At 71.6% G+C, this 23,979-nt stretch carries 22 protein-coding genes and 1 riboswitch; of the genes, 14 read left to right on the forward strand and 8 right to left on the reverse strand.

What is annotated here, in order from left to right:
• Window position 1: 1 nt before the first annotated feature.
• Genes ACX80F_RS03145 through rsmD form a run of 5 tightly spaced genes read left to right on the forward strand, consistent with a single transcriptional unit; the run spans window position 2 to window position 3,719 of the window.
• The gene (locus ACX80F_RS03145) at window positions 2–406 is read left to right on the forward strand and encodes a TOBE domain-containing protein (protein ID WP_459334908.1); all 405 of its coding nucleotides are present in this window, start codon (window positions 2–4) and stop codon (window positions 404–406) included.
• Window positions 403–1,221: a molybdate ABC transporter substrate-binding protein gene (modA, locus tag ACX80F_RS03150; RefSeq protein WP_459334909.1), complete on the forward strand. Its 819-nt coding sequence runs from the start codon at window positions 403–405 to the stop codon at window positions 1,219–1,221. Before ACX80F_RS03145 ends, modA begins: the two co-directional genes overlap by 4 nt.
• A 10-nt stretch (window positions 1,222–1,231) precedes the next feature.
• Window positions 1,232–2,071, forward strand: a complete 840-nt coding sequence (locus ACX80F_RS03155; protein ID WP_459334910.1) for an ABC transporter permease — start codon at window positions 1,232–1,234, stop codon at window positions 2,069–2,071.
• Window positions 2,068–3,111, forward strand: a complete 1,044-nt coding sequence (locus ACX80F_RS03160) for a sulfate/molybdate ABC transporter ATP-binding protein (RefSeq protein ID WP_459334911.1) — start codon at window positions 2,068–2,070, stop codon at window positions 3,109–3,111. Before ACX80F_RS03155 ends, ACX80F_RS03160 begins: the two co-directional genes overlap by 4 nt.
• 35 nt (window positions 3,112–3,146) lie before the next feature.
• Window positions 3,147–3,719, forward strand: coding sequence for a 16S rRNA (guanine(966)-N(2))-methyltransferase RsmD (gene rsmD, locus ACX80F_RS03165; RefSeq protein WP_459334912.1), 573 nt, complete (start codon window positions 3,147–3,149; stop codon window positions 3,717–3,719).
• Between the two features lie 147 nt (window positions 3,720–3,866).
• Here the strand turns inward: rsmD and ACX80F_RS03170 are convergent, their stop codons facing one another.
• The 4 genes from ACX80F_RS03170 to ACX80F_RS03185 form a co-directional block, all read right to left on the reverse strand.
• The gene (locus tag ACX80F_RS03170) at window positions 3,867–4,634 is read right to left on the reverse strand and encodes a YcnI family copper-binding membrane protein (RefSeq protein ID WP_459334913.1); all 768 of its coding nucleotides are present in this window, start codon (window positions 4,632–4,634) and stop codon (window positions 3,867–3,869) included.
• 122 nt (window positions 4,635–4,756) lie between these two features.
• A complete protein-coding gene (locus ACX80F_RS03175) occupies window positions 4,757–5,356 on the reverse strand; it encodes a hypothetical protein (RefSeq protein ID WP_459334914.1) in 600 nt (199 codons plus the stop codon).
• 163 nt (window positions 5,357–5,519) lie between these two features.
• Window positions 5,520–6,347, reverse strand: a complete 828-nt coding sequence (locus ACX80F_RS03180; RefSeq protein WP_459334915.1) for a spermidine synthase — start codon at window positions 6,345–6,347, stop codon at window positions 5,520–5,522.
• Window positions 6,344–7,579: an aminotransferase class I/II-fold pyridoxal phosphate-dependent enzyme gene (locus ACX80F_RS03185; RefSeq protein WP_459334916.1), complete on the reverse strand. Its 1,236-nt coding sequence runs from the start codon at window positions 7,577–7,579 to the stop codon at window positions 6,344–6,346. Before ACX80F_RS03185 ends, ACX80F_RS03180 begins: the two co-directional genes overlap by 4 nt.
• A gap of 78 nt (window positions 7,580–7,657) precedes the next feature.
• On the opposite strand from ACX80F_RS03185, the gene coaD reads away from it, so the two are divergent.
• From coaD to ACX80F_RS03215, 6 genes are all read left to right on the forward strand, one after another.
• The gene (gene coaD, locus ACX80F_RS03190) at window positions 7,658–8,128 is read left to right on the forward strand and encodes a pantetheine-phosphate adenylyltransferase (RefSeq protein ID WP_459334917.1); all 471 of its coding nucleotides are present in this window, start codon (window positions 7,658–7,660) and stop codon (window positions 8,126–8,128) included.
• A gap of 117 nt (window positions 8,129–8,245) precedes the next feature.
• Window positions 8,246–8,812, forward strand: coding sequence for a YceD family protein (locus ACX80F_RS03195; protein ID WP_459334918.1), 567 nt, complete (start codon window positions 8,246–8,248; stop codon window positions 8,810–8,812).
• A 2-nt stretch (window positions 8,813–8,814) separates the two neighbouring features.
• On the forward strand, window positions 8,815–9,018 hold the full coding sequence (gene rpmF / locus ACX80F_RS03200) for a 50S ribosomal protein L32 (protein ID WP_043445822.1): 204 nt from the start codon (window positions 8,815–8,817) through the stop codon (window positions 9,016–9,018).
• Window positions 9,019–9,089: 71 nt separating this feature from the next.
• Window positions 9,090–9,866, forward strand: coding sequence for a ribonuclease III (gene rnc, locus ACX80F_RS03205; protein ID WP_459334919.1), 777 nt, complete (start codon window positions 9,090–9,092; stop codon window positions 9,864–9,866).
• Window positions 9,867–10,829, forward strand: coding sequence for a bifunctional DNA-formamidopyrimidine glycosylase/DNA-(apurinic or apyrimidinic site) lyase (mutM, locus tag ACX80F_RS03210; RefSeq protein ID WP_459334920.1), 963 nt, complete (start codon window positions 9,867–9,869; stop codon window positions 10,827–10,829). It abuts the gene before it with no gap.
• Between the two features lie 111 nt (window positions 10,830–10,940).
• Window positions 10,941–11,148: riboswitch (cyclic di-AMP (ydaO/yuaA leader) on the forward strand.
• 2 nt (window positions 11,149–11,150) lie between these two features.
• A complete protein-coding gene (locus tag ACX80F_RS03215) occupies window positions 11,151–12,011 on the forward strand; it encodes a C40 family peptidase (RefSeq protein WP_459334921.1) in 861 nt (286 codons plus the stop codon).
• Window positions 12,012–12,199: 188 nt separating this feature from the next.
• Here the strand turns inward: ACX80F_RS03215 and ACX80F_RS03220 are convergent, their stop codons facing one another.
• Genes ACX80F_RS03220 through ACX80F_RS03230 form a run of 3 tightly spaced genes read right to left on the reverse strand, consistent with a single transcriptional unit; the run spans window position 12,200 to window position 16,796 of the window.
• The gene (locus ACX80F_RS03220) at window positions 12,200–13,165 is read right to left on the reverse strand and encodes an NAD-dependent epimerase/dehydratase family protein (protein WP_459334922.1); all 966 of its coding nucleotides are present in this window, start codon (window positions 13,163–13,165) and stop codon (window positions 12,200–12,202) included.
• A complete protein-coding gene (locus ACX80F_RS03225) occupies window positions 13,162–15,777 on the reverse strand; it encodes an alpha/beta fold hydrolase (RefSeq protein WP_459334923.1) in 2,616 nt (871 codons plus the stop codon). Before ACX80F_RS03225 ends, ACX80F_RS03220 begins: the two co-directional genes overlap by 4 nt.
• Window positions 15,771–16,796 (reverse strand): 3-oxoacyl-ACP synthase III, encoded by a 1,026-nt coding sequence (locus tag ACX80F_RS03230; protein WP_459334924.1) that lies wholly within the window; start codon window positions 16,794–16,796, stop codon window positions 15,771–15,773. The genes ACX80F_RS03225 and ACX80F_RS03230 overlap by 7 nt, the downstream gene beginning before the upstream one ends.
• 231 nt (window positions 16,797–17,027) lie before the next feature.
• Here ACX80F_RS03230 and smc point away from each other — a divergent pair, with 231 nt between their 5' ends.
• Window positions 17,028–20,627, forward strand: a complete 3,600-nt coding sequence (smc, locus tag ACX80F_RS03235) for a chromosome segregation protein SMC (RefSeq protein ID WP_459334925.1) — start codon at window positions 17,028–17,030, stop codon at window positions 20,625–20,627.
• On the opposite strand, the gene ACX80F_RS03240 is transcribed toward smc, so the two are convergent.
• Window positions 20,624–21,994, reverse strand: a complete 1,371-nt coding sequence (locus ACX80F_RS03240) for an MFS transporter (RefSeq protein ID WP_459334926.1) — start codon at window positions 21,992–21,994, stop codon at window positions 20,624–20,626. The two genes, smc and ACX80F_RS03240, sit on opposite strands and share 4 nt — an antisense overlap.
• 76 nt (window positions 21,995–22,070) lie before the next feature.
• Here ACX80F_RS03240 and ftsY point away from each other — a divergent pair, with 76 nt between their 5' ends.
• Window positions 22,071–23,264: a signal recognition particle-docking protein FtsY gene (gene ftsY / locus ACX80F_RS03245; RefSeq protein ID WP_459334927.1), complete on the forward strand. Its 1,194-nt coding sequence runs from the start codon at window positions 22,071–22,073 to the stop codon at window positions 23,262–23,264.
• A gap of 202 nt (window positions 23,265–23,466) precedes the next feature.
• A partial coding sequence (locus ACX80F_RS03250; RefSeq protein ID WP_459334928.1) for an ammonium transporter occupies window positions 23,467–23,979 on the forward strand: 513 nt, incomplete at its 3' end.

Raw genomic sequence — 23,979 nt, forward strand, 5'->3', positions numbered from 1 at the left:
CATGACGCAAATACGGATCGGCGACGCGGCCCGCTTCCTCGCCGTCAGCGATGACACGGTGCGCCGCTGGATCGACGGCGGCCTCCTCGGCAGCACGAAGGACGCCTCGGGACGGGCCGTGGTGGACGCGCTGGAACTTGCCGGGCTCGCCCGTCGCAACGCCGTGCTGCCCGGCGACCCCTCGGACATCGGCCGGTCCGCCCGCAACCGGTTCGTCGGCATCATCACGGACATCATCACCGACACCGTCATGGCCCAGGTCGAGCTGCAGTGCGGGCCCCACCGCGTCGTGTCCCTCATGAGCAGCGAGGCCGTGCGGGACCTCGGCCTGGAGAAGGGCTCGATCGCCATCGCCGTCGTCAAGGCCACCACGGTCATCATCGAGACGCCCACGGGCAAGGCATGAGCCGCGTGCGTTCGACGGCTGCCGTCGGAACCGCCACCGTCGTCGCGGGGGCCGCCGCCGTCCTCCTCGCCCTGACGGCGTGCGGCACCGCCGACCCCGACGCGACTGACGCTGCCGGGAGCCGCGACGCGGGCGACGGCAGCATCACCGTGTTCGCCGCCGCCTCCCTCACCGCCCCCTTCACCGAACTGGCCGGGCAGTTCGAGGAGGCCCACCCGGGGACGGAGGTCGGCCTGACCTTCGCGGGCTCGTCCGATCTCGCCACCCAGATCGGCGAGGGTGCCCCGGCGGACGTGTTCGCTTCCGCCGACGCCCGGACCATGGGACGGGTGTCGGACCTGCTCGTCGGGGACCCGGTGGAGGTCGCCACCAACACGCTCCAGCTCGCTGTCCCGCCGGACAACCCGGCGGGAATCACCTCCCTCGCCGACGCGGCCCGGCCCGGCGTCCGGACGGTGGTCTGCGCACCGCAGGTGCCGTGCGGCGCAGCTGCCGCCAGGGTCGGGGACGCTGCCGGCGTGGACCTGAGGCCCGTCAGCGAGGAGTCCTCCGTGACGGACGTGCTGGGGAAGGTCACCTCCGGCGAGGCTGACGCCGGGCTGGTCTACGTGACCGATGTGCGGGCGGCGGGCGGCGCCGTCCACGGCATCGTCCTCCCCGAAGCCGCCGGTGTGCCCACCACCTACTCGATCGCAACCGTCGCAGGGAGCTCCGATGCCCGTACCGCGCAGGAGTTCGTGGACTTCGCGTCCGGTCCGTCAGGGCGGTCCGTCCTGACATCGGCCGGCTTCGGTGCGCCCTTCGGTGCGCCCTGAGGTCGCGCCCATGAACACCGCGCCCATGAACGCCGCACGCCTGCCCCGATGGGTGGTGGGAATCGCCGTCGTCGGCAGCCTGTTCGTGGTGCTGCCGGTCGTCGCGATGGCGCTGCGGGTCGACTGGCCGAACTTCCTGGTGCTCGTCACCTCGGACAGCGCGACGGCGGCCCTGCTGCTGAGCCTGCGCACGTCGCTGACCGCGACGGCGCTCTGCGTCCTGGTCGGCATCCCCATGGCGCTCGTCCTCGCCCGGACCTCGTTCCGCGGCCAGCGGCTGCTGCGCGCCCTCGTGCTGCTGCCCCTGGTCCTGCCGCCCGTGGTGGGCGGCATCGCGCTGCTCTACACCTTCGGGCGGCGAGGCCTGCTCGGCGGCAGCCTCAGCGCCCTGGGCCTCGAGATCGCCTTCACCACCACCGCCGTCGTCCTGTCACAGGCCTTCGTGGCCCTGCCGTTCCTGGTGCTCAGCCTCGAGGGAGCCCTGCGGACGGTCGGCACCCGCTACGAGGCCGTGGGCGCCACCCTCGGCGCCGGGCGCTGGACCGTGCTGCGGCGCATCACCCTGCCCCTCGTGCTGCCCGCCCTCGTGTCCGGGGCGGTGCTCTCCTTCGCCCGCGCCCTCGGGGAGTTCGGCGCCACGCTGACCTTCGCCGGCAGCCTCCAGGGCACCACGCGGACACTCCCGCTCGAGGTCTACCTCCAGCGCGAGACCGACCCCGATGCTGCCGTCGCCCTCTCCTTCATCCTCGTGCTGGTGGCCATCGCCGTCGTCGGCGTGGCCCACCGCGTCCGCCCCCTCGGCGACCTCGCACCGCCGCGGGCACCGTCCCGGGACGGTGCCCGCCCATGAGCCTCACCTTCGCCGCGACCCTCGTCGACCGCGGCTTCGACGTCGCCTTCGAGCTCGCGCCGGGGGAGACCCTCGCCGTCCTCGGGCCCAACGGCGCCGGGAAGTCGACGCTGCTCGCGCTGTCCGCCGGGCTGCTCGCGCCGTCCACGGGACGGGCCGAGCTGGACGGGACGGTCCTGTTCGACGTCGGCGCGGACCGGCGCACGCTCACCGAACCACGGCACCGCGGCGTGTCGCTGCTCGCGCAGGAGGCGCTGCTGTTCCCGCACCTCTCCGCGCTGGAGAACGTCGCCTTCGGTCCCCGGAGCCGCGGTGCGCACCGCGGCTCCGCCCGCGCGACGGCCATGGACTGGCTGGATCGCGTCGGAGCAGCGGACCTCGCCGGACGACGTCCAGGGGCGCTCTCGGGCGGGCAGGCGCAGCGCGTCGCCGTCGCCCGCGCCCTCGCGGCCGACCCCTCCCTGCTCCTGCTCGACGAACCGCTGTCCGCCCTCGACGTCACCGTCGCGCCGGCCATCCGCACCCTGCTGCGGGATGTCCTCGCGGAACGGTCGGCCATCATCGTCACCCATGATCCCCTCGACGCCTTCCTCCTCGCCGACCGCGTGCTCATCCTCGACGGCGGCCGGGTGGTCGAGGCCGGCGCCACAGCGGCCGTCCTGACCCGGCCGGTGACGGCGTTCGGCGCGCACCTCGCCGGCCTTAACCTCCTTCGGGGCCTCCGGACGGCGGACGGTTTCGCGTCACGGGACGGATGGACGGTGCCGCTGACCGGCACGGCGCCGGAGGGGGCGTCCCTCGCGCTCGCCGTCCGCCCCGGCCGGGTCACCGTGTCCCGCAGCGCCCCGACCGCACCGGGGACGGCCTTCCGTCTGGCGGAGGTCGACGACGTCGAGCACCGCGGCGACCTCGTCCGGGTGCACGCGGGCGGCATGGAAGCGGACGTGGCACCGTCCGACGTCGTCACCCTCGGGATCGAGCCCGGCAGCCGCCTGTTCCTGGGGTTCCGCCACGAGGACGCGAGCATCTACGCGGTGTAGGGCGCGTGTGCCGGGCGGGCGATAGAGTCGACGGTATGACGCGCATCATCGCCGGAGCCGCGGGCGGCTCGACCCTGACCAGCGTCGAGGGAAACGGCACCCGGCCCACGACCGACCGCGTGAAGGAAGCCCTCTTCTCGAGCCTCGAGTCCTACGGCGTGCTCCACGGGGCGCACGTGCTGGACCTGTACGCCGGGTCCGGGTCCCTCGGCGTGGAGAGCGCCAGCCGTGGCGCGGCCACCGTGGATCTCGTCGAGTCCGCAGACCGCGCCGCCGCCGTCGCGCAGAAGAACGCCGACCTCGTGAACCGGGTGCTGGGCTGGACGGCGGTGCGGGTGCACCGGTCCAAGGTGGAGACGTACCTGGAACGCGCCGCGCCGGAGCTGACGTGGGATCTCGTGTTCATGGACCCGCCGTACACGGTCATGGCGGACGGCGTGCTCGCAGTCGTCGGTGCGCTCGAGTCGCGGCTGGCCGACGGCGCCGTGGTCGTCGTCGAGCGGTCGGCGCGCTCCCCGGAGCCGGAGTGGCCCGCGTGGCTCGAGCGGTTCGCGGACAAGAAGTACGGCGAGACACGCCTGTGGTTCCTCGAGCCCGCCGTCGACTGACCCGGCGCTGGTGGCCGGGCAGGGAGAGGAACCGACGGGCGGTGCCAACTTCCGCCGACACCACCCGTTTCGAGTCCAGGCCGGGCCTGCCCTGCCCACATCCGACCGCCTAGTCCGACCTGTGCAGGTCTAGCCCGCTCCGTGTGGCTAGGCCCGGCGCCTCGTCCGGACGAGCGCCGTTCCGCCCGCGGCCAGCCCGAGCAGGCCGGCGACCAGACCGGCCCAGCCGAGCGCCGACGTCGAGCCCGTGTCGGTGTCCGCCGCGGCGTCGGTAGTCGACCCCGCCTGCTCGGCGTCGACGGCCTCGTCGGTCGCCTCGCTGTCAGCCCCATGGGTGCCGTGCGCGTCCTCACCCTCGGCAGCCGCGGTGGTCACGAAGGACGGCGCCGGCTTCTCCGGCTCCTCCTCGCCCTCGACGGCCTCCTGGGTCCACTCCGACACCTCACCGTCCGTGTAGGACTGGATGGCCGGCAACAGCACGGTGGATCCCGCCTCCGGCAGGCGGCCCACGGAGATGGAGAACGTCTGGTACTCCTGCTGCGAGATCTCAGCTCCCGCGTCCGCCGTCCACACGACGGACAGGGGCGCCTCGCTGAGCGTGGCGCCGTCGGGGGTGGTGACGGGCTCGGGCAGGGCTCCGGTGACCACCTCGGCCGTCCAGCCCTCCACCGGCTTGACCCGCACGGAGGTGAACGGCTGCTCGGTGGGCAGCTGCACCTCGAGCTTGTTCGTGCCCGCGGTCTCGGATTCGTTGGGCACGCTGAAGGTGAGCTGCGCGTACCCGTCCTCGGTGGTGGTGGTAGGGGCGACGGTGACGTGCGCGCCGGCCGCACCGAGGCCGACGGCCATCAGGCCGGCGGTGGCGAGGGCGACGGCGCCGGTGGTGAGGGCGCGCGAAGTACGGGGGTAGGACATGGGACTGCCTTTCGCAGGGTGCGCTCCGGCCCGCGTCGGCGGGAGGACGTGGAGCGGCTTCGGAACTGGGGAGCGGTGCAGGGGAGCGCCACCGGACCCCAGCGTCCGTCGGGACGTCTGGGTCAGCTCGGCAGCGCGCAGGCGCGCGGCGGACCCCGCAGGGTCGGGACCGAGGCGTGCACCGAAAGCGGTGCGACGGGCGGCGGGACGTCCCGGACCGGACGGCGGCGCGGTGGAGCCTGTGGGGCGAGCGCCGGAAGAACGAACAGCGGCCGGAGCCACGCACGGAGGAGTTCCAGCGCGCGGTCGCTGCGGGAGACCGCGAGGGCCAGGACCACCGTGGCGAGCGCGTGCAGCAGCAGCATCGCGAGGCCCCCGGAGGAGGCGCCCAGCTGGTCCTGCGCGGCCGGCGCGCAGGCGAGCTCGAAGGCCGCGTGATGGCCGGGCACCGCCGAGGAGCTCTGGCAGACCGCAGGAGCGGCGGTCATGTCGAAGAGGGTGTGCAGCAGAAGCTGTCCCGCACCCATGACAAGGATTGCCGACCGGGCGGAGAGGACACGTCGGGTGAGCAGCGTCATCGGGACGAGGAGCAGTGAGCCGAGCAGCAGGATCAACCCGAGGTGCGGCAGGTGTCCGGCGGCGAGGACGTGGGACGCGGCGGACACCGACATGATCAGCGAGACGAGCGTGAGCGCCCGGACATAGGGAAGGCCGCCGACCATGCGCGTCTCCTCCCCGTGGTGCAGTGCTGTCGATCGGGCGCGGAGCCCTCCGATGATCCCGGAGACGGTCGTCGCGCACCTGTCCTGTCAAGCGTACCGCCGTCGTCAGCGCTGCCTGTCGGCGGTACTTCGTCCGGGCGGCGCCCGCGGATGGGCCGCACTCCTAGGCGGGAGGCTCCTCGAAGCGCGCGAGGTCCGGGCCTGTCAGGACGGCCGCCGGGTGGGGGCCGGCGGCCAGCAGCGCCCGCGTCCAGTCCGCAGGCCAGGCCGCGCGGCGGGCGGCGACGATGACGTTGCCCGCCTGGTCGCCGTCGACCATGGCCGCCTCGGTCAGGACGGCGGTGGCCGGCGCGAGTGCGGAGAGCTGGCGGCTCTGCGCACGGGCGAAGGCGAGCGGCGGGTCGTCGCCGACGTTCACGAGCACTACGCCGTCGTCGGCGCACACGCGCAGCAGGTGCGCCACGAAGTCCGGGCCGGTCAGGTGGGCGGGTGCGTCCGCTCCCGCGAAGATGTCCAGCACGACGACGTCGAAGGCCGCGTCGGGCTGTTCGAGCACCGCATCGGCGGCGTCGCCGGCGATGATCTCGCAGGACGTCCCCGCCGGCAGTGGCATGGCGCCGAGGACGAAGTCGATCAACTCCGCCTCCAGATCGACGGCGACCTGCCGGGAGCCCGGCCGCGTGGCCTGGACGTAGCGGACGAGGGTGAGGGCTCCCGCGCCGAGGTGCAGGACCCGCAGGGGGACCCCGGCGGGCGCAGCCAGGTCGATGACGTTCGCGATGCGCTGCAGGTACTCGTAGAAGACCCGGCCGGGATGCAGCAGGTCCACGTGGGACTGCTGGGCGCCGCCGATGCTGAGGATCAGGGCCCCCTCGATGTGGGCGTCCTCGTCGAGCTCCGCGTACGCGCCCGTCCCGGGCAGCCAGCGGGTGGGGACCTCGAACTCCCCGTCGGGCCCGGAGTCCGGACCGGTGCGCGGCCCGGCGCTCACAGGCGCCCCCGCAGGGTCGCCAGGCGCCGTGCGCCCTCCTCGATCACGTCGACCTTCTTGCAGAACGCGAAGCGGAGCATCGACCGGGTGTGGTCGGCGCCCTCGGCATGGCAGAACATCGCGACCGGGATCGCGGCGACGCCGATCAGACCCGGCAGCCGGCGCGCGAGGTCCGTGGCGTCCTCGATGCCGAGCGGTGCAGCGTCCACCATGGTGAAGAACGTGCCCTGGGGCTCGACGACGTCGAACCCGGCCGCGCGGAGGCCCTCACCCAGGAGGTCGCGCTTCTTCCGGAGGGTGCCGGCAACGGAGGCGAAGAACTCGTCCGGCAGGGCCAGGCCCTGGGCGACCGCGCCCTGGAACGGCGTGCCGGAGGTGTAGGTGAGGAAGGTCTTGACGGTGCGCACCTGGGCGACGAGCTCGGCCGGCCCGCTGAGCCAGCCGATCTTCCAGCCCGTCACGGAGAAGGTCTTCCCGGCGGAGGAGATACTGAGGGTCCGCCCAGCCGCTCCGGGCAGGGACGCGATCGGCACGTATCCGGCGCCGAAGGTGAGGTGCTCGTACACCTCGTCCGTGACGATGATCGCGCCGTGGCGCTCCGCCAGCCGCACGATCAGCTCGAGGGCGTCGCGGGTGAAGACACTGCCCGTCGGATTGTGGGGATTGTTGACGACGACGATCCTCGTACGCTCGCTGAACGCGGCCTCGAGGGTCGCCGCGTCGGGCTGGAAGTCCGGAGCGCGCAGCGGGGCCGTGGTGTGCGTCGCCCCCGAGAGGCCGATGACGGCGCCGTAGGAGTCGTAGAACGGTTCGAACGTCAGCACCTCGTCTCCGGGCCCGGCAAAGGCGAGGATCGCGGCGGCGATGGACTCGGTGGCGCCCGTGCTGACGATCACCTCGGTCTGCGGGTCCACCGAGAGCCCGTAGAAGCGCTCCTGGTGGGCGGCGATCGCGTGGCGCAGCACGGCGAGCCCCTGACCCGGTGCGTACTGGTTCGCGCCGTCGGCGATGGCCGCCCGGGCCGCGTCAAGGATCTCCTGCGGCCCGTCCTCGTCGGGGAAGCCCTGGCCGAGATTGATCGCCGCGTGCTGCTGCGCGAGGGCCGTGACCTCCTCGAAGATGGTGATGCCGAGTCGTCCGTCGTCACCGAGCAGGTTCGCGCCGCGCGCCGCCCGCATCCACGGCGCGTCGCCGATAGCCCGCCTGGAGGAAGTCCGATCGTCTGTCGTCATCCCACCAGTATTGCCGCTCCCGCCGCCGGGGGTTCGCCCGGTCCGTCGCGGGCCGGCGGGACTGGGTACGGTGGGGGAATGAGCCGCGCCGTCTGCCCCGGATCCTTCGACCCCCTCCACAATGGCCACCTCGAGGTGATCAGCCGCGCCGCACGGCTCTTCGACGAGGTGATCGTCGCGGTCTCGACGAACTACGCGAAGACGTACCGCTTCGACCTGGAGCAGCGCATGGCCTTCTGCGCGGAGAGCCTCGCGCACCTCCCCGGGGTGTCGGTGCTCCCGATGGGCGACGGTCTGCTCGCGGATTTCTGCCGGGAACAGGGGGCGTCCGCCCTCGTGAAGGGCCTGCGGTCCGGCCTCGACTTCGACTACGAGCTCCCCATGGCCACCATGAACCGCCACCTTGCGGACATCGACACCGTGTTCCTGCCGACGGACACCGAATTCGCGCACGTCTCCTCGACCCTGCTGAAGGAGGTCGCGGCCCTCGGCGGCGACGTGACGCCCTTCGTCCCGGACGCCGTGAACAGGCGGCTGCGGACGTCGTGATCCCCGAACACCACCGACGCCCTACCCGTTTTGGGCCTGCCCGCCTGATCAGGCTAGGATGGTACGTCGGTCATATGTTCTACAGGAGTCACCATTAAAAGCGATCTCAGTTCGCCTTTGACATTCAGTGTCAAGGATCTCGGACGCAGTCCGGGAAGCATGCGGACAATCGAAGAACATGCACCGGTACCCAAGGATTTCGGTGTCGCCCTGATCGGCGTGCAGGAAGGTTCCGACATGGAACTGGATCTGCGCTTCGAATCGGTGCACGAGGGAATCCTGGTATCGGGAACGGCCAACGTCGAAGTGACCGGCGAGTGCGGCCGGTGCCTGGAGCCACTGCGGTTCGATCGCGATGTGGAGATCCAGGAACTCTTCTTCTACAGCGACTCCGCGTCGCTGTCGGTGGAAGAGGAAGAAGAACAGCACAGGGTGGAGAACGATTCGGTCGATCTGGAACCCGTGCTGAGGGATGCGGTGGTTACGTCGCTGCCATTCCAGCCGGTGTGCCGAGAGGATTGCCAGGGTCTGTGTTCCGAGTGCGGAACCCAGCTCAACGACAATCCGGACCACCACCATGAAGTTTTGGATCCTCGCTGGTCAGCCCTTGCCGGGCTGACGGGCACTGCCGCCGAGCAGGACGCGGCACCCAAGTCAGAGTCAGACGAGAAGGAAGAGAGTTAGCCGTGGCTGTCCCGAAACGGAAAATGTCCCGCGCGAATACCCGCGCACGCCGGTCCCAGTGGAAGGCAACCGCCCCCAAGCTGGTCAAGACCCTCGAGAACGGCCGCGTCACCTACAGCCTCGCCCACCAGGCCAAGGTTGTCACCGATTCCGCCGGTACCCCGCTGTTCCTGGAGTACAAGGGCCGCAAGGTCGCCGACGTCTGACAACGGACCCGCGCACGGCAGGGCTCACGCCCGCCCGGCGCCCGTCCGGTGCTGGATCAGCTGATGCAGTTGTGAAGAATACGGAAGACCTCACGAAGCGTCTCGGTGTCGACATCGACACCGGGACGCTTCGTCTTGCCCTCACGCACCGCTCCTACGCCTACGAGAAGGGCGGGATCCCGACGAACGAGCGCCTGGAGTTCCTCGGCGACTCGGTGCTCGGACTGGCGGTCACTGATGCGTTGTACCGGGACCACCCCGATCTTTCCGAGGGGGACCTCGCCAAGAGGCGCTCCGCCGTCGTCAGCACCAAGGCACTCGCCGGAGTGGCCCGCGCCCTCGACCTCGGCAGCTACGTGCTGCTGGGGCAGGGCGAGAAGCTGACGAACGGGCGGGACAAGGCGTCGATCCTCGCGGACACCATGGAGGCCGTCATCGGGGCCGCCTACCTCAGCCACGGCATCGAGACGGCCCGCGCCATGGTGATGCGACTGATCGGGCCGCTGCTGCGCGATGCGGCGGTGCTGGGCGAGGGAACCGACTGGAAGACCCGCATCCAGGAGACGGCGGCTGCCCGGCGGCTCGGGGTGATCGACTACCGCGTCGACGGGACGGGGCCGGATCACGCCCGGACGTTCACGGCGCGCCTGCTGATCGGCGGAACGGAGTACGGTTCCGGCTGCGGCAACTCGAAGAAGGAAGCCGAGCAGGAGGCCGCCGCCGCATCCTGGAAGACGCTCGCCGTACCGCCGGATCCACTGCCGTCGGGTCGTCCGGCCGACGCCGCTCCGGCCGACGGCCGCAGCCCCGGTGTCCCCGATCCCACCCTGTCGCCCGACGGACCCTGAGTGCCTGAACTTCCCGAGGTCGAGGTCGTCCGCCGCGGCCTCGTGCGCTGGGTGGCGGGCCGCACCATCGACGCAGTGGACGTCCTCGATCCCCGGTCCCTGAGGCGGCACCTCGACGGCGTCGAGGACTTCGTCGGCACCGTCGCCGGCGCCCGGGTGGGGGATGTGGTGCGCCGGGGGAAGTTCCTGTGGATGATCCTCGAGGACCCCGACGATCCCCGCGACCGCCCGCACGTCGCGCTGATGGCGCACCTGGGGATGAGCGGACAGCTCCTGGTCGAGGCACCCGATGCTCCATCGGAAAAGCACCTGAAGGTCCGCTTCGCACTCTCCCCGGCGGACGACGACGACGGCACAGCGCTGCCGGGCGAGCTGCGGTTCGTCGACCAGAGGATCTTCGGCGGGATGTTCGTCACAGAGTTGGAGGCCACGCCGGACGGCCTGCCCGGCGGGCTCGGCGCCTCGAACCTGCCACTCGTACCCCGGCAGGCGGCACACATCGCGCGCGATCCCCTCGACCCCGGATTCTCCCTCGACCTGTTCCACGAACGCCTGCGCGCGCGCCGGACAGGTCTCAAACGTGCCCTCCTCGATCAGGGGCTCATCTCCGGGATCGGCAACATCTACGCCGACGAGGCGCTCTGGGCGGCCGGATTCCACTACGCGCGCCCCACGGACACCATGCGTCGCCCCGACACCCGACGCATCGTCGACGCCGTCACCTCGGTGATGGAACGGGCACTGGCGGCCGGCGGCACCAGCTTCGATTCCCTGTACGTGAACGTGAACGGTGCGTCGGGGTACTTCGCCCGTGATCTGGAGGCCTACGGGCGGGAGGGCCGGCCCTGCCGCCGGTGCGCGTCCGAGGGACGGACCACGCTGCTGCGCCGCGAATCGTTCATGAACAGGTCGTCCTACCTGTGCCCGTCCTGCCAGGCCAGACCACGCAATGCACGGATCTGAGATCTCGGGGCAGAAAAAGGTGATCCACACCTCGTGATCTAAATGTGACAACTGGCGTTACCAGCCGGTACGGTTGGTCTCGCGTCCGATCCACAACGGATGGGCGCCCATCCTCACACTGCCTAACCCTGTCGATGAGGACGGACCGTTCGCACTACACATTCGACAGGGGCGGGGGAACCACTAGCGGACTCGATCACGGGTCCTAGGGGTAAAGACACGCGCAGACCGGTACTGGGGACGACGGTCTGTAGGAAGCGTGTCCGGATGTCCCATCCGAACCCGACAGCTAACTTCGCAGGCATTGGGAAAGGCATCATTATGTCCAAGCAGAGCCATAACGCGCGCCACCGGGCAGTCCCCACGCGCACCAACCCCTTCGTCACCGCCTCGCGGGCCTTCTCCGCAAGCGCCTCGGTCGCCGGCAAGCCTGCCGCCGTCGTCGCCGTTGCATCCGGCCTCATGCTCGGCGCGTCGCTTCCCGCGAACGCCGCCGGCGAGGTCAGCACCCAGTCGGCAGCGGCCGGCACCCACACCGTCCAGGCCGGCGACACCCTCGGGTCCATCGCCGCCATGCACGGCATCAGCCTCGACGCCCTGTTCGCGGCCAACGGCCTTGGCTACGCGTCGGTCATCTACCCCGGCCAGTCGATCTCCCTCGGTGGATCCGCCGCTCCTGCTGCCCCCGCGCAGTATTCGGTGCAGTCGGCATCCATCGTGGCAGCCCCAGTCGCAGCACCCGTGGCAGCCCCGGTCGCAGCGCCGGCACCTGCCGCTCCCGCCGCAGCACCTGCTCCGGCAGCCACCCCCGCCTACAGCCTGCAGTCCGCGGCGTCGATCGCGCCCATCGGTGGCGGCGGCATCGTCGGCACGGCCATGCAGGGCGTCGGCTCCGGCTACGTGTACGGCGGAACCGCGTTCGGCGCTTGGGACTGCTCGGCCTTCGTGCAGTGGGCCTACGCCCAGAACGGCATCGACCTGCCGCGCACCACCTGGGCCCAGTTCGCCTCCATGACGCCGACCAGCAACCCCCAGCCGGGTGACCTGGTGAGCCAGAACGGCGGCAGCCACGTCGGGATCTACCTCGGCAACGGGCAGATGGTCAGCGCCCTGAACGCCTCGCAGGGCACCCTGGTCCACTCGGTCAGCGCCATGTCCGTGGACGGGTACTACACCCGCTAGTCGGGTCGCACGGCCGGCAACACCAGTTCGACGGTCAGAAGGACGGGATGCATCACGCATCCCGTCCTTCTGCGTTCCCGGACTGTCCGACGAGGCCCGGGTCCGCGCCCGTCGCGCACCCGGGGTGGGTTCTCGACGGCGGGACCCGCCACACCTGCGCGCTCAGGGAAAGGAGCGCCGCACCGGGGCTACCTGTAGAACGCCGCCAGGCGCTCGAGTCCCTCGTCGACGCTCACGGACGGGCGCCAGTCGAGCACGGTGCGCGTGTGCCGCTGGTCGAACCAGTGCGCCGTCGACAGCTGCTCCGCCAGGAAGCGGGTCATGGGCGGTTCATCCGTCCGGCCCAGCCGCAGCCAGACCCGCTCGATGACGGATCCCGCACCGCGCGCGAGTGCTCCGGGGACGGACCGGACGGGTGGTTCGACCCCGCCGGCCCGGCAGATCCCCGCGAGCAGCTCGGCGATCGGGCGGGGCTCGCCGTTGGTGACGACGAGAGCCTGGCCCTGCGCCGCGTCCATGCGCCGCAGGCAGGCGACGATGGCCGACGCCGCATTGTCGACGTACGTCGTATCGATGAGTGCCGTCCCGCCGTCGAGCAGGGGCAGACGGCCGTGCCGCGCGCGGTCGATCACGCGGTCGACCAGCTGGGTGTCGCCGGGGCCCCACACGATGTGGGGCCGGATCGCGGCGACCCGGAACGACGGCGTCGAGCGCGCCAGCGCGAGCAGCTCCGCGGAGGCCTTGGTGCGGGCGTAGTCACCGCGGGCGTGCTCCGGGTCCGCGGTGCCGGCGGGAGCCCCGACCAGTGAGGAGCCATCGTGCGCGACGGACGGCGAGGACACGTGGACGACGTCGGTTACTCCGGCGGCCTGGGCGGCGTCCAGCAGGATCCGGGTCCCGTCGATGTTGGTGCGGTCGAAGTCGGCGGGAGCCCCCGTGAAGGACACCTTCGCCGCCAGGTGGATCACGGCGCGGCAGCCCTGCACGGCGGTGGCGACGATCACGGGATCGGTGATCGACCCCAGGACATCCTGCGCACCGGAGATGCCGGAGGGACGGCGCTGGAGACATCGGACGTCGTCCCCGGCAGCGAGAAGGTGTTCGGCGACGGCGCGCCCCAGCATTCCGCTCGCCCCGGTGACGAGGACGGTCACAGGGACCCCGCACGGATGCCGGAGAGGAACCGGCCACACCACTGCGCGATGCGTGTGCGATCGATCTTCGCGTTGTGCCGGATGTCCACCGGGAGGGCGGGGACGGTGATCACGGCGGAGAGGTCGATCCCATGTCGCACGGCGGCCGCCCGTGCCGCGTCCGCGAGTGGTGGGTCCGCAAGGGCCGGGCGTCGTCCTGCATCGTCCGTCTCGAGGACCGCGACGACGGCCTGGGTGCCGGCGGGGCCGGTCCCCACGAGGGCGGCGAGCCGGACGCCGTCGATGGTCTCCAGCGACTGCTCGAGCGCGACGGGCGTCAGGACACCGGAGGCCGCCGTGATGATGTGGCCCATCCGGCCCTCCACCCAGAGGCGTCCGTCGGCGTCGAAGTGGCCGACGTCGCCGGTGCGGTGCCACGGGGGAGTGCGCGTGGACTCCTGCTGCGTCCTCCACAGCCGGAAGTAGCGGTCCTTGACGTGGGGCGCGTCGACGAGGATCTCGCCCGTGCGTCCCGGGACCGTGGTCGGCTCGCCGGTCGCCGCGCCGTCGGCCTCGAGCGGGCTGACGGACACGCGGGCACCGTGCACGGGGAGGCCCACGCACACCCCGCCGCCGGCACCGTCGAGACCGTCCCGAGCTGCATCCGCCGCACGGCGGATGCCCGCGAGGTCGATGTCCGCGACGAGCAGGGACTCCGTCATGCCGTAGGGGGTGTGCAGGGCGGCCGAGGGAACGAGGTCCTGCACCGCCTCGAGGAGCGGGACGGGAATCGGCGCTCCGGCCGAGAGCAGCAGGGAGATCCGGCGGAGAGCCGTCCTTCCCGCGTCGGTGAGGTCACCCGCGGTGGCCAGCACATTGCGGAGGGCTGCCGGTGATGCGAAGACGACGGTCGCGTCGATCGCGTCCGCGGCGTCGGCCAGCGCCTGCGCGGTCAGGGTCCGGGGCGCCGTGACGTCCATGGCCGGTGTGACCGAGGTGGCGCCGAGCGCCGGCCCGAGCAGCGCGAACGGCGCGAAGCCCGCAACGAGGGAGGCGCCCTCGCCGAGTCCCAGGGTGGCCGCGACGGCGTCGCGCATGGCGGAGAGCTGCCGGTGCGTGTAGACGACGCCCTTCGCCGGGCCCGTGGAGCCGGAGGTGAAGAGGATGGCGGCGTCGGCGTCGGGTGCCACGGCGGGGGGCGTCGCGGGCCGTGCGGCACGCAGGTCGTTGAGCGAGGCCTCCACGCCCAGTGCCCGGCGCCTGGCCGGTGACAGGGGAGCGGCGCTGATCCGCCGTCCGGGCCACCCGAAGGCGCGGGCGGCGACGAGGGCACGTTCGATGCCGATGACGACGTCGGGCGCTGACCCCTTGACGGCACGGCTGAGACCGCGGGCGCCGAGGCCGGCATCGGCGACGACGATCACGGCGCCGATGCGCAGGCACGCGTAGATGAGGACCGTCAGGTCCACGCCGGGCGGGACGAGGAGGCTGATCCGGCTGCCGGGGCCGTAGCCGAGCGCGGTCAGGCCCGCGGCGACGGCGGTGACGTCGTCGGCGAGCTCCCGCCAGGACAGGGTGCGGGGCGCGCCCGAGGACGTCATCTCCGCGACGGCGGTCCGCGCGGCGGCCGGCCCGGCGGCCAGGTCGGTGAGGCGCTGCCCGAGCGGGACGTACGGTGCATCGCCGGGGGGCGGCGCGTCGACGGAGGGCGCGGGGTGTCCTACGGAGCGTTCGGTAAGCCACTCCATCGCCGTCGACGCCGTGTCGGCGTCTTCCTGCACGAGGTGGCTCGCATGCTCGAAGCGGTGGACGTCGGCCGAGGGGAGGCGCCGTGCCAGGTCCTCCAGGTAGGGGTCCGAGAAGATCGGGTCGTGCGGCCCCCACATCATGAGGACGGGGACGTCGAGGCTGCGGATGCCCTCGGCCGTCGCGGTCAGCGCCGGGTAGCTGGGGTGCGAGGGGTCCGCGGGGATGTCCGACACGAAGTGCGCGATGCCCTGACGGTCGTCGGCGGTGCGGTAGGGGTCCTTGAAGGCACGGCGCACGTCCGGGGCGAGGGCCGGACGTGCAAGGGCGAGGGTCACATCGAGGAAGGCGCTGGTGGTGCGGGTCCCGAGGCCGTGGACACCCGGCGCGAGAGCGAGCCTGAGCGGGGCCGGAATGGCGCGGGCCGGGTCCTGGTGGATGGCGGTGTTGGTGAGGATGACGGCGGCCAGGTCCTCCCGGTTCCGGTGGGCGTAGCCGAGACTGACGACGCCACCCCAGTCGTGGCCGACGGTGACCACTGGACCGGTGAGCCCGACGGCGGCGACGAAGTCCTCGAGGTCGGTGATGCGGTCGCCCAGTCGACGGAACACGCCGGTCCGCTCGGAGTAACCCATCTCGAGCTGGTCGACGGCGATGACGCGCCAGCCGGCGGCGCGGCCGGCGGCCAGGTAGGTCCTCCAGAGGTAGGACCATGTGGGGTTGCCGTGGACGCAGAGCAGGGTCCCCCGGACCGTGCCGTCCTCGAGGTCGGCGCCGTTGTCGAGGTAGTGCCAGCGATGACTAGTGCCGGGGCGATCCGCCCCGCTGGTCGAGGGCACATCGAGGTACGTCGACCAGGAGGGGTCGACGCCGGGGAGTGCTACCACGCAATCTCCATCATCGAGGTGTTGAGTCCGGACCCGACGCCGAGGCACAGGACGCGGTCCCCGGTCTTCAGGGACGCGCCCTCCTGGGCGAGGGTCATGGGCAGGGACGCCGGCCCCACATTGCCCCAGTGCGGGAAGGTGATCGGCACCCGCTCGCGCTCGAGGTCGACGGCCTTGATGATCGCGTTCGTGTAGGAGTTGGAGACCTGGTGGGTGACGTACCGGTCCATGGAGTCCCACGCCCAGCCGTCGGCCTGCGCCTCGTGCCATGCGGTGACCACGAGGTCGAGGCCGCCGTCGAGCAGGCCCTTGGTGTCCGTGTACATGCCGTCGATCCCGCCGACGCACAGTTCGTGGTGCTCCGTCCCGGCACGGGACACCCCGCCGAGGATGCGGTGCGAGCCCGGGTGCAGGTCCGCGGGCCCGAGGACGGCGGCGGCCGCGCCGGAGCCGAGCGTGAGGGTCGCGAACTCGCTGAGGAAGTCCTGGCGCGTCGAGTCCTCCCGGTTGAGCCGCCGGAACGTGGCTTCCTGGGTCTGCTGGGCGTCCTCGCCCGCGACGATCAGGGCGTACTTGATCTGCCCGGAATCGATCATGTTCGCGGCGAGGGTCATGCCGTTGACGAACCCGAGGCAGGCGTTCGCCAGATCGAAGTTCATGGCCGAGGAGGGCAGGCCGAGGGAGTGGTGGATCTTCACGGCGACCGACGGTTCGAGGTTGCGCCGGGTTACCGACGTGTTGATGAGCAGGCCCACCTCGCCCGGTTCGATGCCCGCCTCGGCCATCGCCTTGGCGCCGGCCTCGATGGCGGCGTCGTCGAAGTCCGAGCCGGGGGACCACCACCGACGCTCGGTGACGCCGGCCACGCGCTCGAGGAGCCGCTTGGAGAGGCGCAGTCGCTTGAGGCTGGGGGCAAGCCGTTCGTCGAACTCTGCGGAACTGACGACTACGGGCGCCTCCACACTCGTGACGGCGAGCAAGGCCGTGTTGTCATGTCGGAAGGTCGCGTTACCGGTCAAATTTCCTGCCTCGTCAACTGATAGCGCCGGTCTGTGGCCGGAAATGACCCATGGATGGGTCGGCCTGGACGCCTTCGGATACTGCTGAAACTTTCGTAAGCCTACTTTGTATTTCGATGGCGGTCACTCCGGAGGCGTCCGGGACCGCCGGCTTGGCTAACCGCTGCCGAGTACTGTCGGTGGGTTCCAGTAGATTGGGGAGGTCCTATTCCCTCTGGAGATCCTGACACCGTGCATCTGAAGAGTCTAACCGTGCGAGGGTTCAAGTCCTTCGCCTCGGCAACCACCTTCGAGTTCGAGCCGGGCGTCACCGCCGTCGTCGGGCCCAACGGGTCCGGCAAGTCCAACGTCGTCGACGCCCTGGCATGGGTCATGGGCGAGCAGGGTGCCAAGACGCTCCGGGGCGGCCGGATGGAGGACGTCATCTTCGCAGGGACGACCGGGCGTGCGCCGCTCGGGCGGGCCCAGGTCTCCCTCACCATCGACAACGCCGACGGCGCCCTGCCCATCGAGTACTCCGAGGTGACGATCTCCCGCACGCTCTTCCGGGCGGGCGGTTCCGAGTACGCCATCAACGGCAAGGGCTGCCGGCTCCTCGACATCCAGGAACTCCTCTCCGACTCCGGGCTGGGACGTGAGATGCACGTCATCGTCGGCCAGGGGCAACTGGACACCGTGCTGCACGCCACCCCCGAGGAACGGCGCGGCTTCATCGAGGAGGCCGCGGGAATCCTCAAGCACCGCCGGCGGCGCGAGAAGACGGTGCGGAAGCTCGACGCGATGCAGGCGAATCTCGCGCGGCTGTCCGATCTCACAGGCGAGCTGCGCCGGCAGCTCACGCCGCTGGGGAAGCAGGCGGAGGTCGCGCGGCGCGCGCAGCACGTGCAGTACGCAGTACGTGACGCGAGGTCGCGACTGCTCGCCGACGAACTCGTGACCCTACGCGCCGGGTTCGAGCGGGACGTCGCGGCGGAGGCAGCACTGCAGGCACGCCGCGACGAGATCGGGCAGCAACTCGGCATCGGCCAGGAGCGGCAGGCGGAGCTCGAGCAGGCCGCCGCCGCGTCCGTCCCCGCCCTCAACCGGGCACGCGAGGCATGGCATGCGCTCTCGAGCGCCCGCGAGAAGCTTGCCGCCCTCGCCACGCGCGCCGAGGACCGCGGGCACCTCCTCGGGCAGGCGACGGAACAGGACCAGGGCCGTGATCCCGACCACCTCGACCGCCAGGCCGAGCGCGTGCGCGCGGAGGTCGCCGGACTGGAGGAGGAGGTGGCCTCCCTCGGCCATGCCCTCGAGCAGACCCTCGCGGCCCGTCGCTCCGCGGAAGAGGCATCCGCGGCCGAGGACGCGCGGCTCGCCCGCCTCCTGCGCACCGCTGCCGACCGGCGCGAGGGGGACGCCCGGCTCGCCGGCGCCGTGGGTACGGCGCGTTCGCGCGTCGAATCCGCGGTCGCCGAGCTCGGGCGCCTCCGCACATCCATCACCGCAGCCGAGGAACGACGGCGCACGGCCGAGCGCGAGTTCCAGGCGCTCGAGGGCCGGGTCGCCGGGGACGAGGAGGGCGAGGAAGGCCTCGACGCCGAGTACGAGGAGGCCTCCCGGGTCCTCCGGGCCAGCACCGCCGACGCGGCCGCGCTCGTGGAGGAGGAGCGAGCCACGGAGCGAGAGCGCGGCGCCCTGACCGCGCGGCTCGAGGCGCAGCGCGAGGGCCTGCAGCAGCGCGACGGCTCCGCGGCCCTCCTCGCCGCGGGGCTCGACGGTGTGCTCGAGCCGCTCGCCCAGCTCCTGCACGTGGCCCCGGGTTTCGAGAAGGCGGTCGTGGCGGCGCTCGCAGGGTTCGCCGACGCCGTCGCTGTCGGGAGTGTCGCCGCGGCGGCGCGGGCCATGGAGCGCATGAAGCACGACGACGCAGGCCAGGTCTCGCTCGTCGTCGCCTCCGGCCTCGGAGGGACCACCCGTCCGGAAAAGACCGCCCCCGAACCGGAGCCTGCCGCCGTCGTCCCCGCCCTCGCCGTCGTGGCCGCCCCGGCCGCCCTGCAGCCGGCCGTGGCTGCGCTGCTCGCCGGCGCCGTCGTGGTCGCTGACCTCGAGGCGGCGCGCCGCGCGGTCGAGGACGGCACCGCGCCCCTGGCGGTCACGCGCGACGGCGACGTCCTGTCCCGCCACGCGGCCCGCGGCGGCGCACCCGGAGCCGCAGGGTCCCTCGAACTGCGGGCCGCCGCCGAGGACACCGAGGAGAAGCTGGGCCTGGCCGTCGCCGCTGCCGACCGTCTGCGGTTCCGCCTCGCCGCGGCGCGGTCCGCCCGCGAGGCGGCGCAGGACCGCGTCGATGCCGCGCTCGAACGCCTGCACGAATCGGACGCGCGGATGGCGGCGGTCGCCGAGAGGCTCGGCCGGCTGCACGCCGAGCTCCGGTCCGCGGGTGGGGAGGCCGAGCGTCTGACGCTGCTCGTGCGCGCCGCGGAGGACAATCTCGCGCAGGAGGAGACGCGGCTGCAGGAGGCCGTCCAGCGGCTGAAGGACCTCCAGGAGCAGCCCGTGGAGGCCGAGCCCTCGAGCGAGCACCGCGACGCCCTGCGGCGCGCCGCGGTGGACGCCCGACAAGCCGAGCTGGACGCCCGCCTCGCCCTGCGCAGCAGGGAGGAGCAACTCGCCGCGCTCGCGAACCGGGCGGCATCGCTCGAACGCGCGGCGCACTCCGAACGCCGCGCGCGCGAGCAGGCGGCCGAGAAGGCGAGGATCCGCGCGGCCCAGGCCGTCCGCGCCGCCCAGGTCGCCGCGGCGGCGCGGCGGGCGGAGCAGCACGCCGCGCGATCGGTGGCCGTCGCGGCGGAGCAGCGCGATGCCGCCGAGCGGCTGCGCCGGCAGCAGGAGGCCGAGCTCCAGGAGGTGCGGGTGTCCACCGCGGCCCTCGGCGTCGAACTGGCACGGCTGACCGACTCGGTGCACCGGGACGAGCTCGCTCGCACGCAGCAGCGCCTGAGGATCGAGGCCCTGGAGAACCGCTCCATCGAGGAGCTCGGCCTCACCCCGGACCACCTCGTGGACGGGTTCGGCCCACACCTGCCCGTGCCCGGGGACACGGTGGTGGAGGACAAGTGGGCCGCACTGCGCGCTCCGGTCGACGACGACGGCAATCCCGTGCCGCAGGGCATCCCGTTCGTGCGGCAGGAGCAGGAGAAGAGGCTGAAGCGGGCCGAGCGGGACCTCGCCGCCCTCGGCAAGGTGAATCCCCTCGCCCTGGAGGAGTTCGCGGCGCTCGAGGAACGCCACCAGTTCCTCAGCACCCAGCTCGCTGACCTCAAGGCGACCCGGAAGGACCTGCTGGACATCATCCGGGAGGTCGACGAGCGCGTTGAGCAGGTCTTCACCGCCGCGTTCCGGGACACCGCCGACCAGTTCGAGCACGTCTTCGCGACCCTCTTCCCGGGTGGCGAGGGCCGGCTGGTGCTCACGGACCCGACGGACATGCTCGCCAGCGGCATCGAGGTCGAGGCACGGCCCGCCGGCAAGAAGATCAAGCGGCTGTCCCTGCTCTCCGGCGGCGAACGGTCGCTGACTGCCGTCGCCCTCCTGGTCGCGATCTTCAAGGCCCGTCCCTCGCCGTTCTACGTCATGGACGAGGTGGAGGCGGCCCTGGACGACACGAACCTCGGGCGCCTGATCACGATCTTCCAGGAACTGCGGGAGTCGAGCCAGTTGATCATCATCACGCACCAGAAGCGCACGATGGAGGTTGCCGACGCCCTGTACGGCGTGACGATGCGGGGCGACGGTGTGTCCACGGTGATCAGCCAGCGCATCACCGAGCGCGAGGACTCCGTCGGCTAGCTTCCCTGCTCCTCCGCGGCGGGACCGGTGCCGCGGCGGCCCGCCGTGTCGTCGCCGTCGGCTGCCGGCGGGGTGCGCTCCGCCCGGGTCGGCGTCTCCCGGGGCAGGGTCTCCCGGGAGACGGCCCACACGCCGGCGGCGAGGCAGGCCAGGATCCCGGTCACCGTGAAGGCCAGGGCGAAGGAGCCGAAGGACAGCTGGTCGATGATGAGGCCGGCGAGGATCGGACCGAGGATCGCGCCGAGGTCCGAGCTCATCTGGAAGGTCGCCAGGACCCTGCCGCCGCTGCGGTCGGATCCGACGACGTCGGCCACCGCCGCCTGCTGGGCAGGATTCAGCAAACCGGTGCCGATCCCCGCGACGACGCACAGTGCGAGGAACACCACGACATTCCCGGAGAAGCCGAGGGCGATCATCGCGGCCCCGTTCACGATCAGTCCCGTGATGACGAGCGGCCGCCGGCCCAAGGAGTCGGCGAGTCCGCCCGACATCGTCAGGGCGAGGGCCGTTCCCGCGGCGAAGAAGGCCAGGGAGATCCCGGCGATCTCCGTACCAGCCCCGAGGACGGCGTCCGCGAAGAGCGGCACCAGCGCCATCCTGACCCCGAACGAGGACCAGCCGTTCGCGAAGCTGGACGCGAGCGCCGCACGGTACCCGGAGTCCGAGACCGCCTCACGTACCGTCAGGGCCGGTTTCTCGCGTGCCGCCGCGCGATCCGCGAGCGAGGTGTCCTTCAACTGGAAGAAGACGACGGCGGAGGCGACCAGCAGGGCCACCGCGTAGACGAGGAACGGCACCCGCAGGCCGAACCGGGCGAGCAGGCCCCCGAGGAGCGGGCCGCCGATGCTCCCGAGCAGGAACGCGGTCGCGTAGGCCCCGGAGACCCGTCCGCGGATGGCGGGCGGGGCGAGCCGGACGATCAGGCCCATCGCGGAGACCGTGAACATCGTCGAGCCGATCCCGCCGAGGGCGCGGAAGACCAGGAGCTGCCAGTAGTCCGCCGCGAAGGCGCAGGCGGCGGTGGACAGGGCCACGATGAGCAGCCCGACGAGGTAGACCGGCCGCTCGCCGAGCCGCTCCACGAGTCGGCCGCCCGCGGGGGCGAAGACGAGCCGCGTGAACGCGAAGGCGCTCACGATCACCGCCGACGCGGTGACGCCGACGTCGAAGCTCTGCGCGAACTGCGGCAGGATCGGCGCGACGAGGCCGAACCCGATGGCGATGACGAAGGCGGCCGCGATGAGGACCCGGATCTCCCGCGGGATGCGCTGCCGTTCCTCGACGGGCGCGCCTCCGGGCCCCGTCCTTCGTACCGAGCGGGAGATGCGGAAGGAAGGGCGCTTGAGTACGCGAGGGAATCCGGCCATGGTCCTCGCATTCTGTCACCGCCCCGGGGCCGGAGTTCAATCCCGGCGTACAGGACCCATATGAGAAGGTGGATCAGTGAACGAGATCCTGCTGCCTGTCATTTTCGTCCTCCTCTCGATCGCCGTGGTCGGGTCGCTCGCCGTCCTCCTCGTGCGGGGCAGACGGACCCCTCCGGGCCTGTATTCCTCGCCCCGCGACGCCGACGACCAGCTCGAGGACGGGGCACACGGTGCCACGTCCACGGACGTCCTGGAGCGGCCCGACGGCGTTTCGACGGACGTGCTCGTCCCGAACGATCTCAGTGGCCTGGAGGAGGCTCCTGCCGCTCCGCGGCTGGACACCGTCGACCCCGTTCAGGGGCGCCTCGCCCGGCTGCGCGCCCGCCTGGTGCGGTCCAACAACGCTCTCGGGAAGGGGCTCCTCGCCCTTCTGTCCCGGGACCAGATCGACGAGGACGTCTGGGACGAGGTGGAGGAGACCCTCCTCATGGCGGACCTCGGCACCGAGCCCACCATGGAACTCGTGGACGCGCTGCGCGAACGGGTCAAGGTGGCAGGCAGCCGTAACCCGGCCGAGGTCAAGGACATGCTCCGGGAGGAGCTGGTGAAGCTCGTCGATCCCACGATGGACCGGTCCCTCGCCACCCAGCGGCACGCGGACCGTCCCGCCATCGTCATGGTCGTCGGCGTCAACGGGGTGGGCAAGACCACCACGGTCGGCAAGCTCGCCCGCGTGCTCGTCGCCGATGACAAGGACGTGCTGCTGGGAGCCGCGGACACGTTCCGCGCGGCCGCCGCCGAGCAGCTGTCCACGTGGGGTGCGCGCGTCGGCGTGCCGACGGTGAAGTCCGACGTCGACGGCGCCGATCCCGCGTCCGTCGCCTTCGAGGCGGTCAAGGTCGGTATCGAGGAGGAGGTCGACGTCGTCCTCATCGACACCGCCGGGCGCCTGCAGAACAAGGTGGGCCTCATGGACGAGCTCGGCAAGGTCAAGCGCGTGATCGAGAAGCAGGGCACCGTGGACGAGGTGCTGCTCGTGCTGGACGCGACGACGGGTCAGAACGGCCTCAACCAGGCCCGCGTGTTCGCCGAGGTCGTGAACATCAGCGGCATCGTGCTCACCAAGCTGGACGGGACCGCGAAGGGCGGCATCGTGGTGGCCATCCAGCGCAGCCTCGGCGTCCCCGTCAAGCTGATCGGACTGGGCGAGGGCGCCGACGATCTTGCGCCGTTCGACGCCGAGGGGTTCGTCGACGCCCTGCTCAGCTAGGGTCCGTAGGAGCGGGCTGCGGCCCGCTGCCCGTCAAGGTCCGGCGTGCCCGGAAACCTGAAGGAAACACGACCGACACGGGCTCTTTACCCGGGCGCTCCGGCTGTAACCTGCGCGCAACGCGATGCCCCCGGGTCCGAAACACTGCCATCGCATTCTGGAGGAGCGGGAAGTCCCCGCCCCTTTGGAAGGATCGTGTTTGATGGATCTGACAGCAGGCCACGTCTGGGTGATGATCTCAGCCGCCCTCGTACTTCTCATGACCCCCGGGCTCGCCTTCTTCTACGGCGGGATGACCCGTGCCAAGGCCGCACTGAACATGATGATGATGAGCTTCATCGCCGTCGGACTCGTGGGGATCGTGTGGGTCCTCTGGGGCTACTCGATGACCGGCGGCGACGGCATCGCCCAGCTCTTCGGCAACCCGTTCACCTCGTTCGGCCTGACCGGGCTCATCGGCACCGAGGACCTCATCGGCGCCGGCTACGGCGCGACGTTCGCCATCATCACCGTGGCCCTGATCAGCGGTGCCATCGCCGACCGTGCGAAGTTCGGCGCCTGGGTGATCTTCGTCCCCATCTGGGTCACCCTCGTCTACTGCCCCCTTGCGTTCATGGTGTGGGGCGGAGGCCTGCTGAGCGGAAAAAGAACCCTCTGCGGTTCTGCTGGTGGAGGAGGTAACCCCTCCGACGGGACCCGTGTCTCAACCCCCCCC

It is taken from the genome of Arthrobacter sp. TMS2-4 (genome assembly GCF_054511075.1).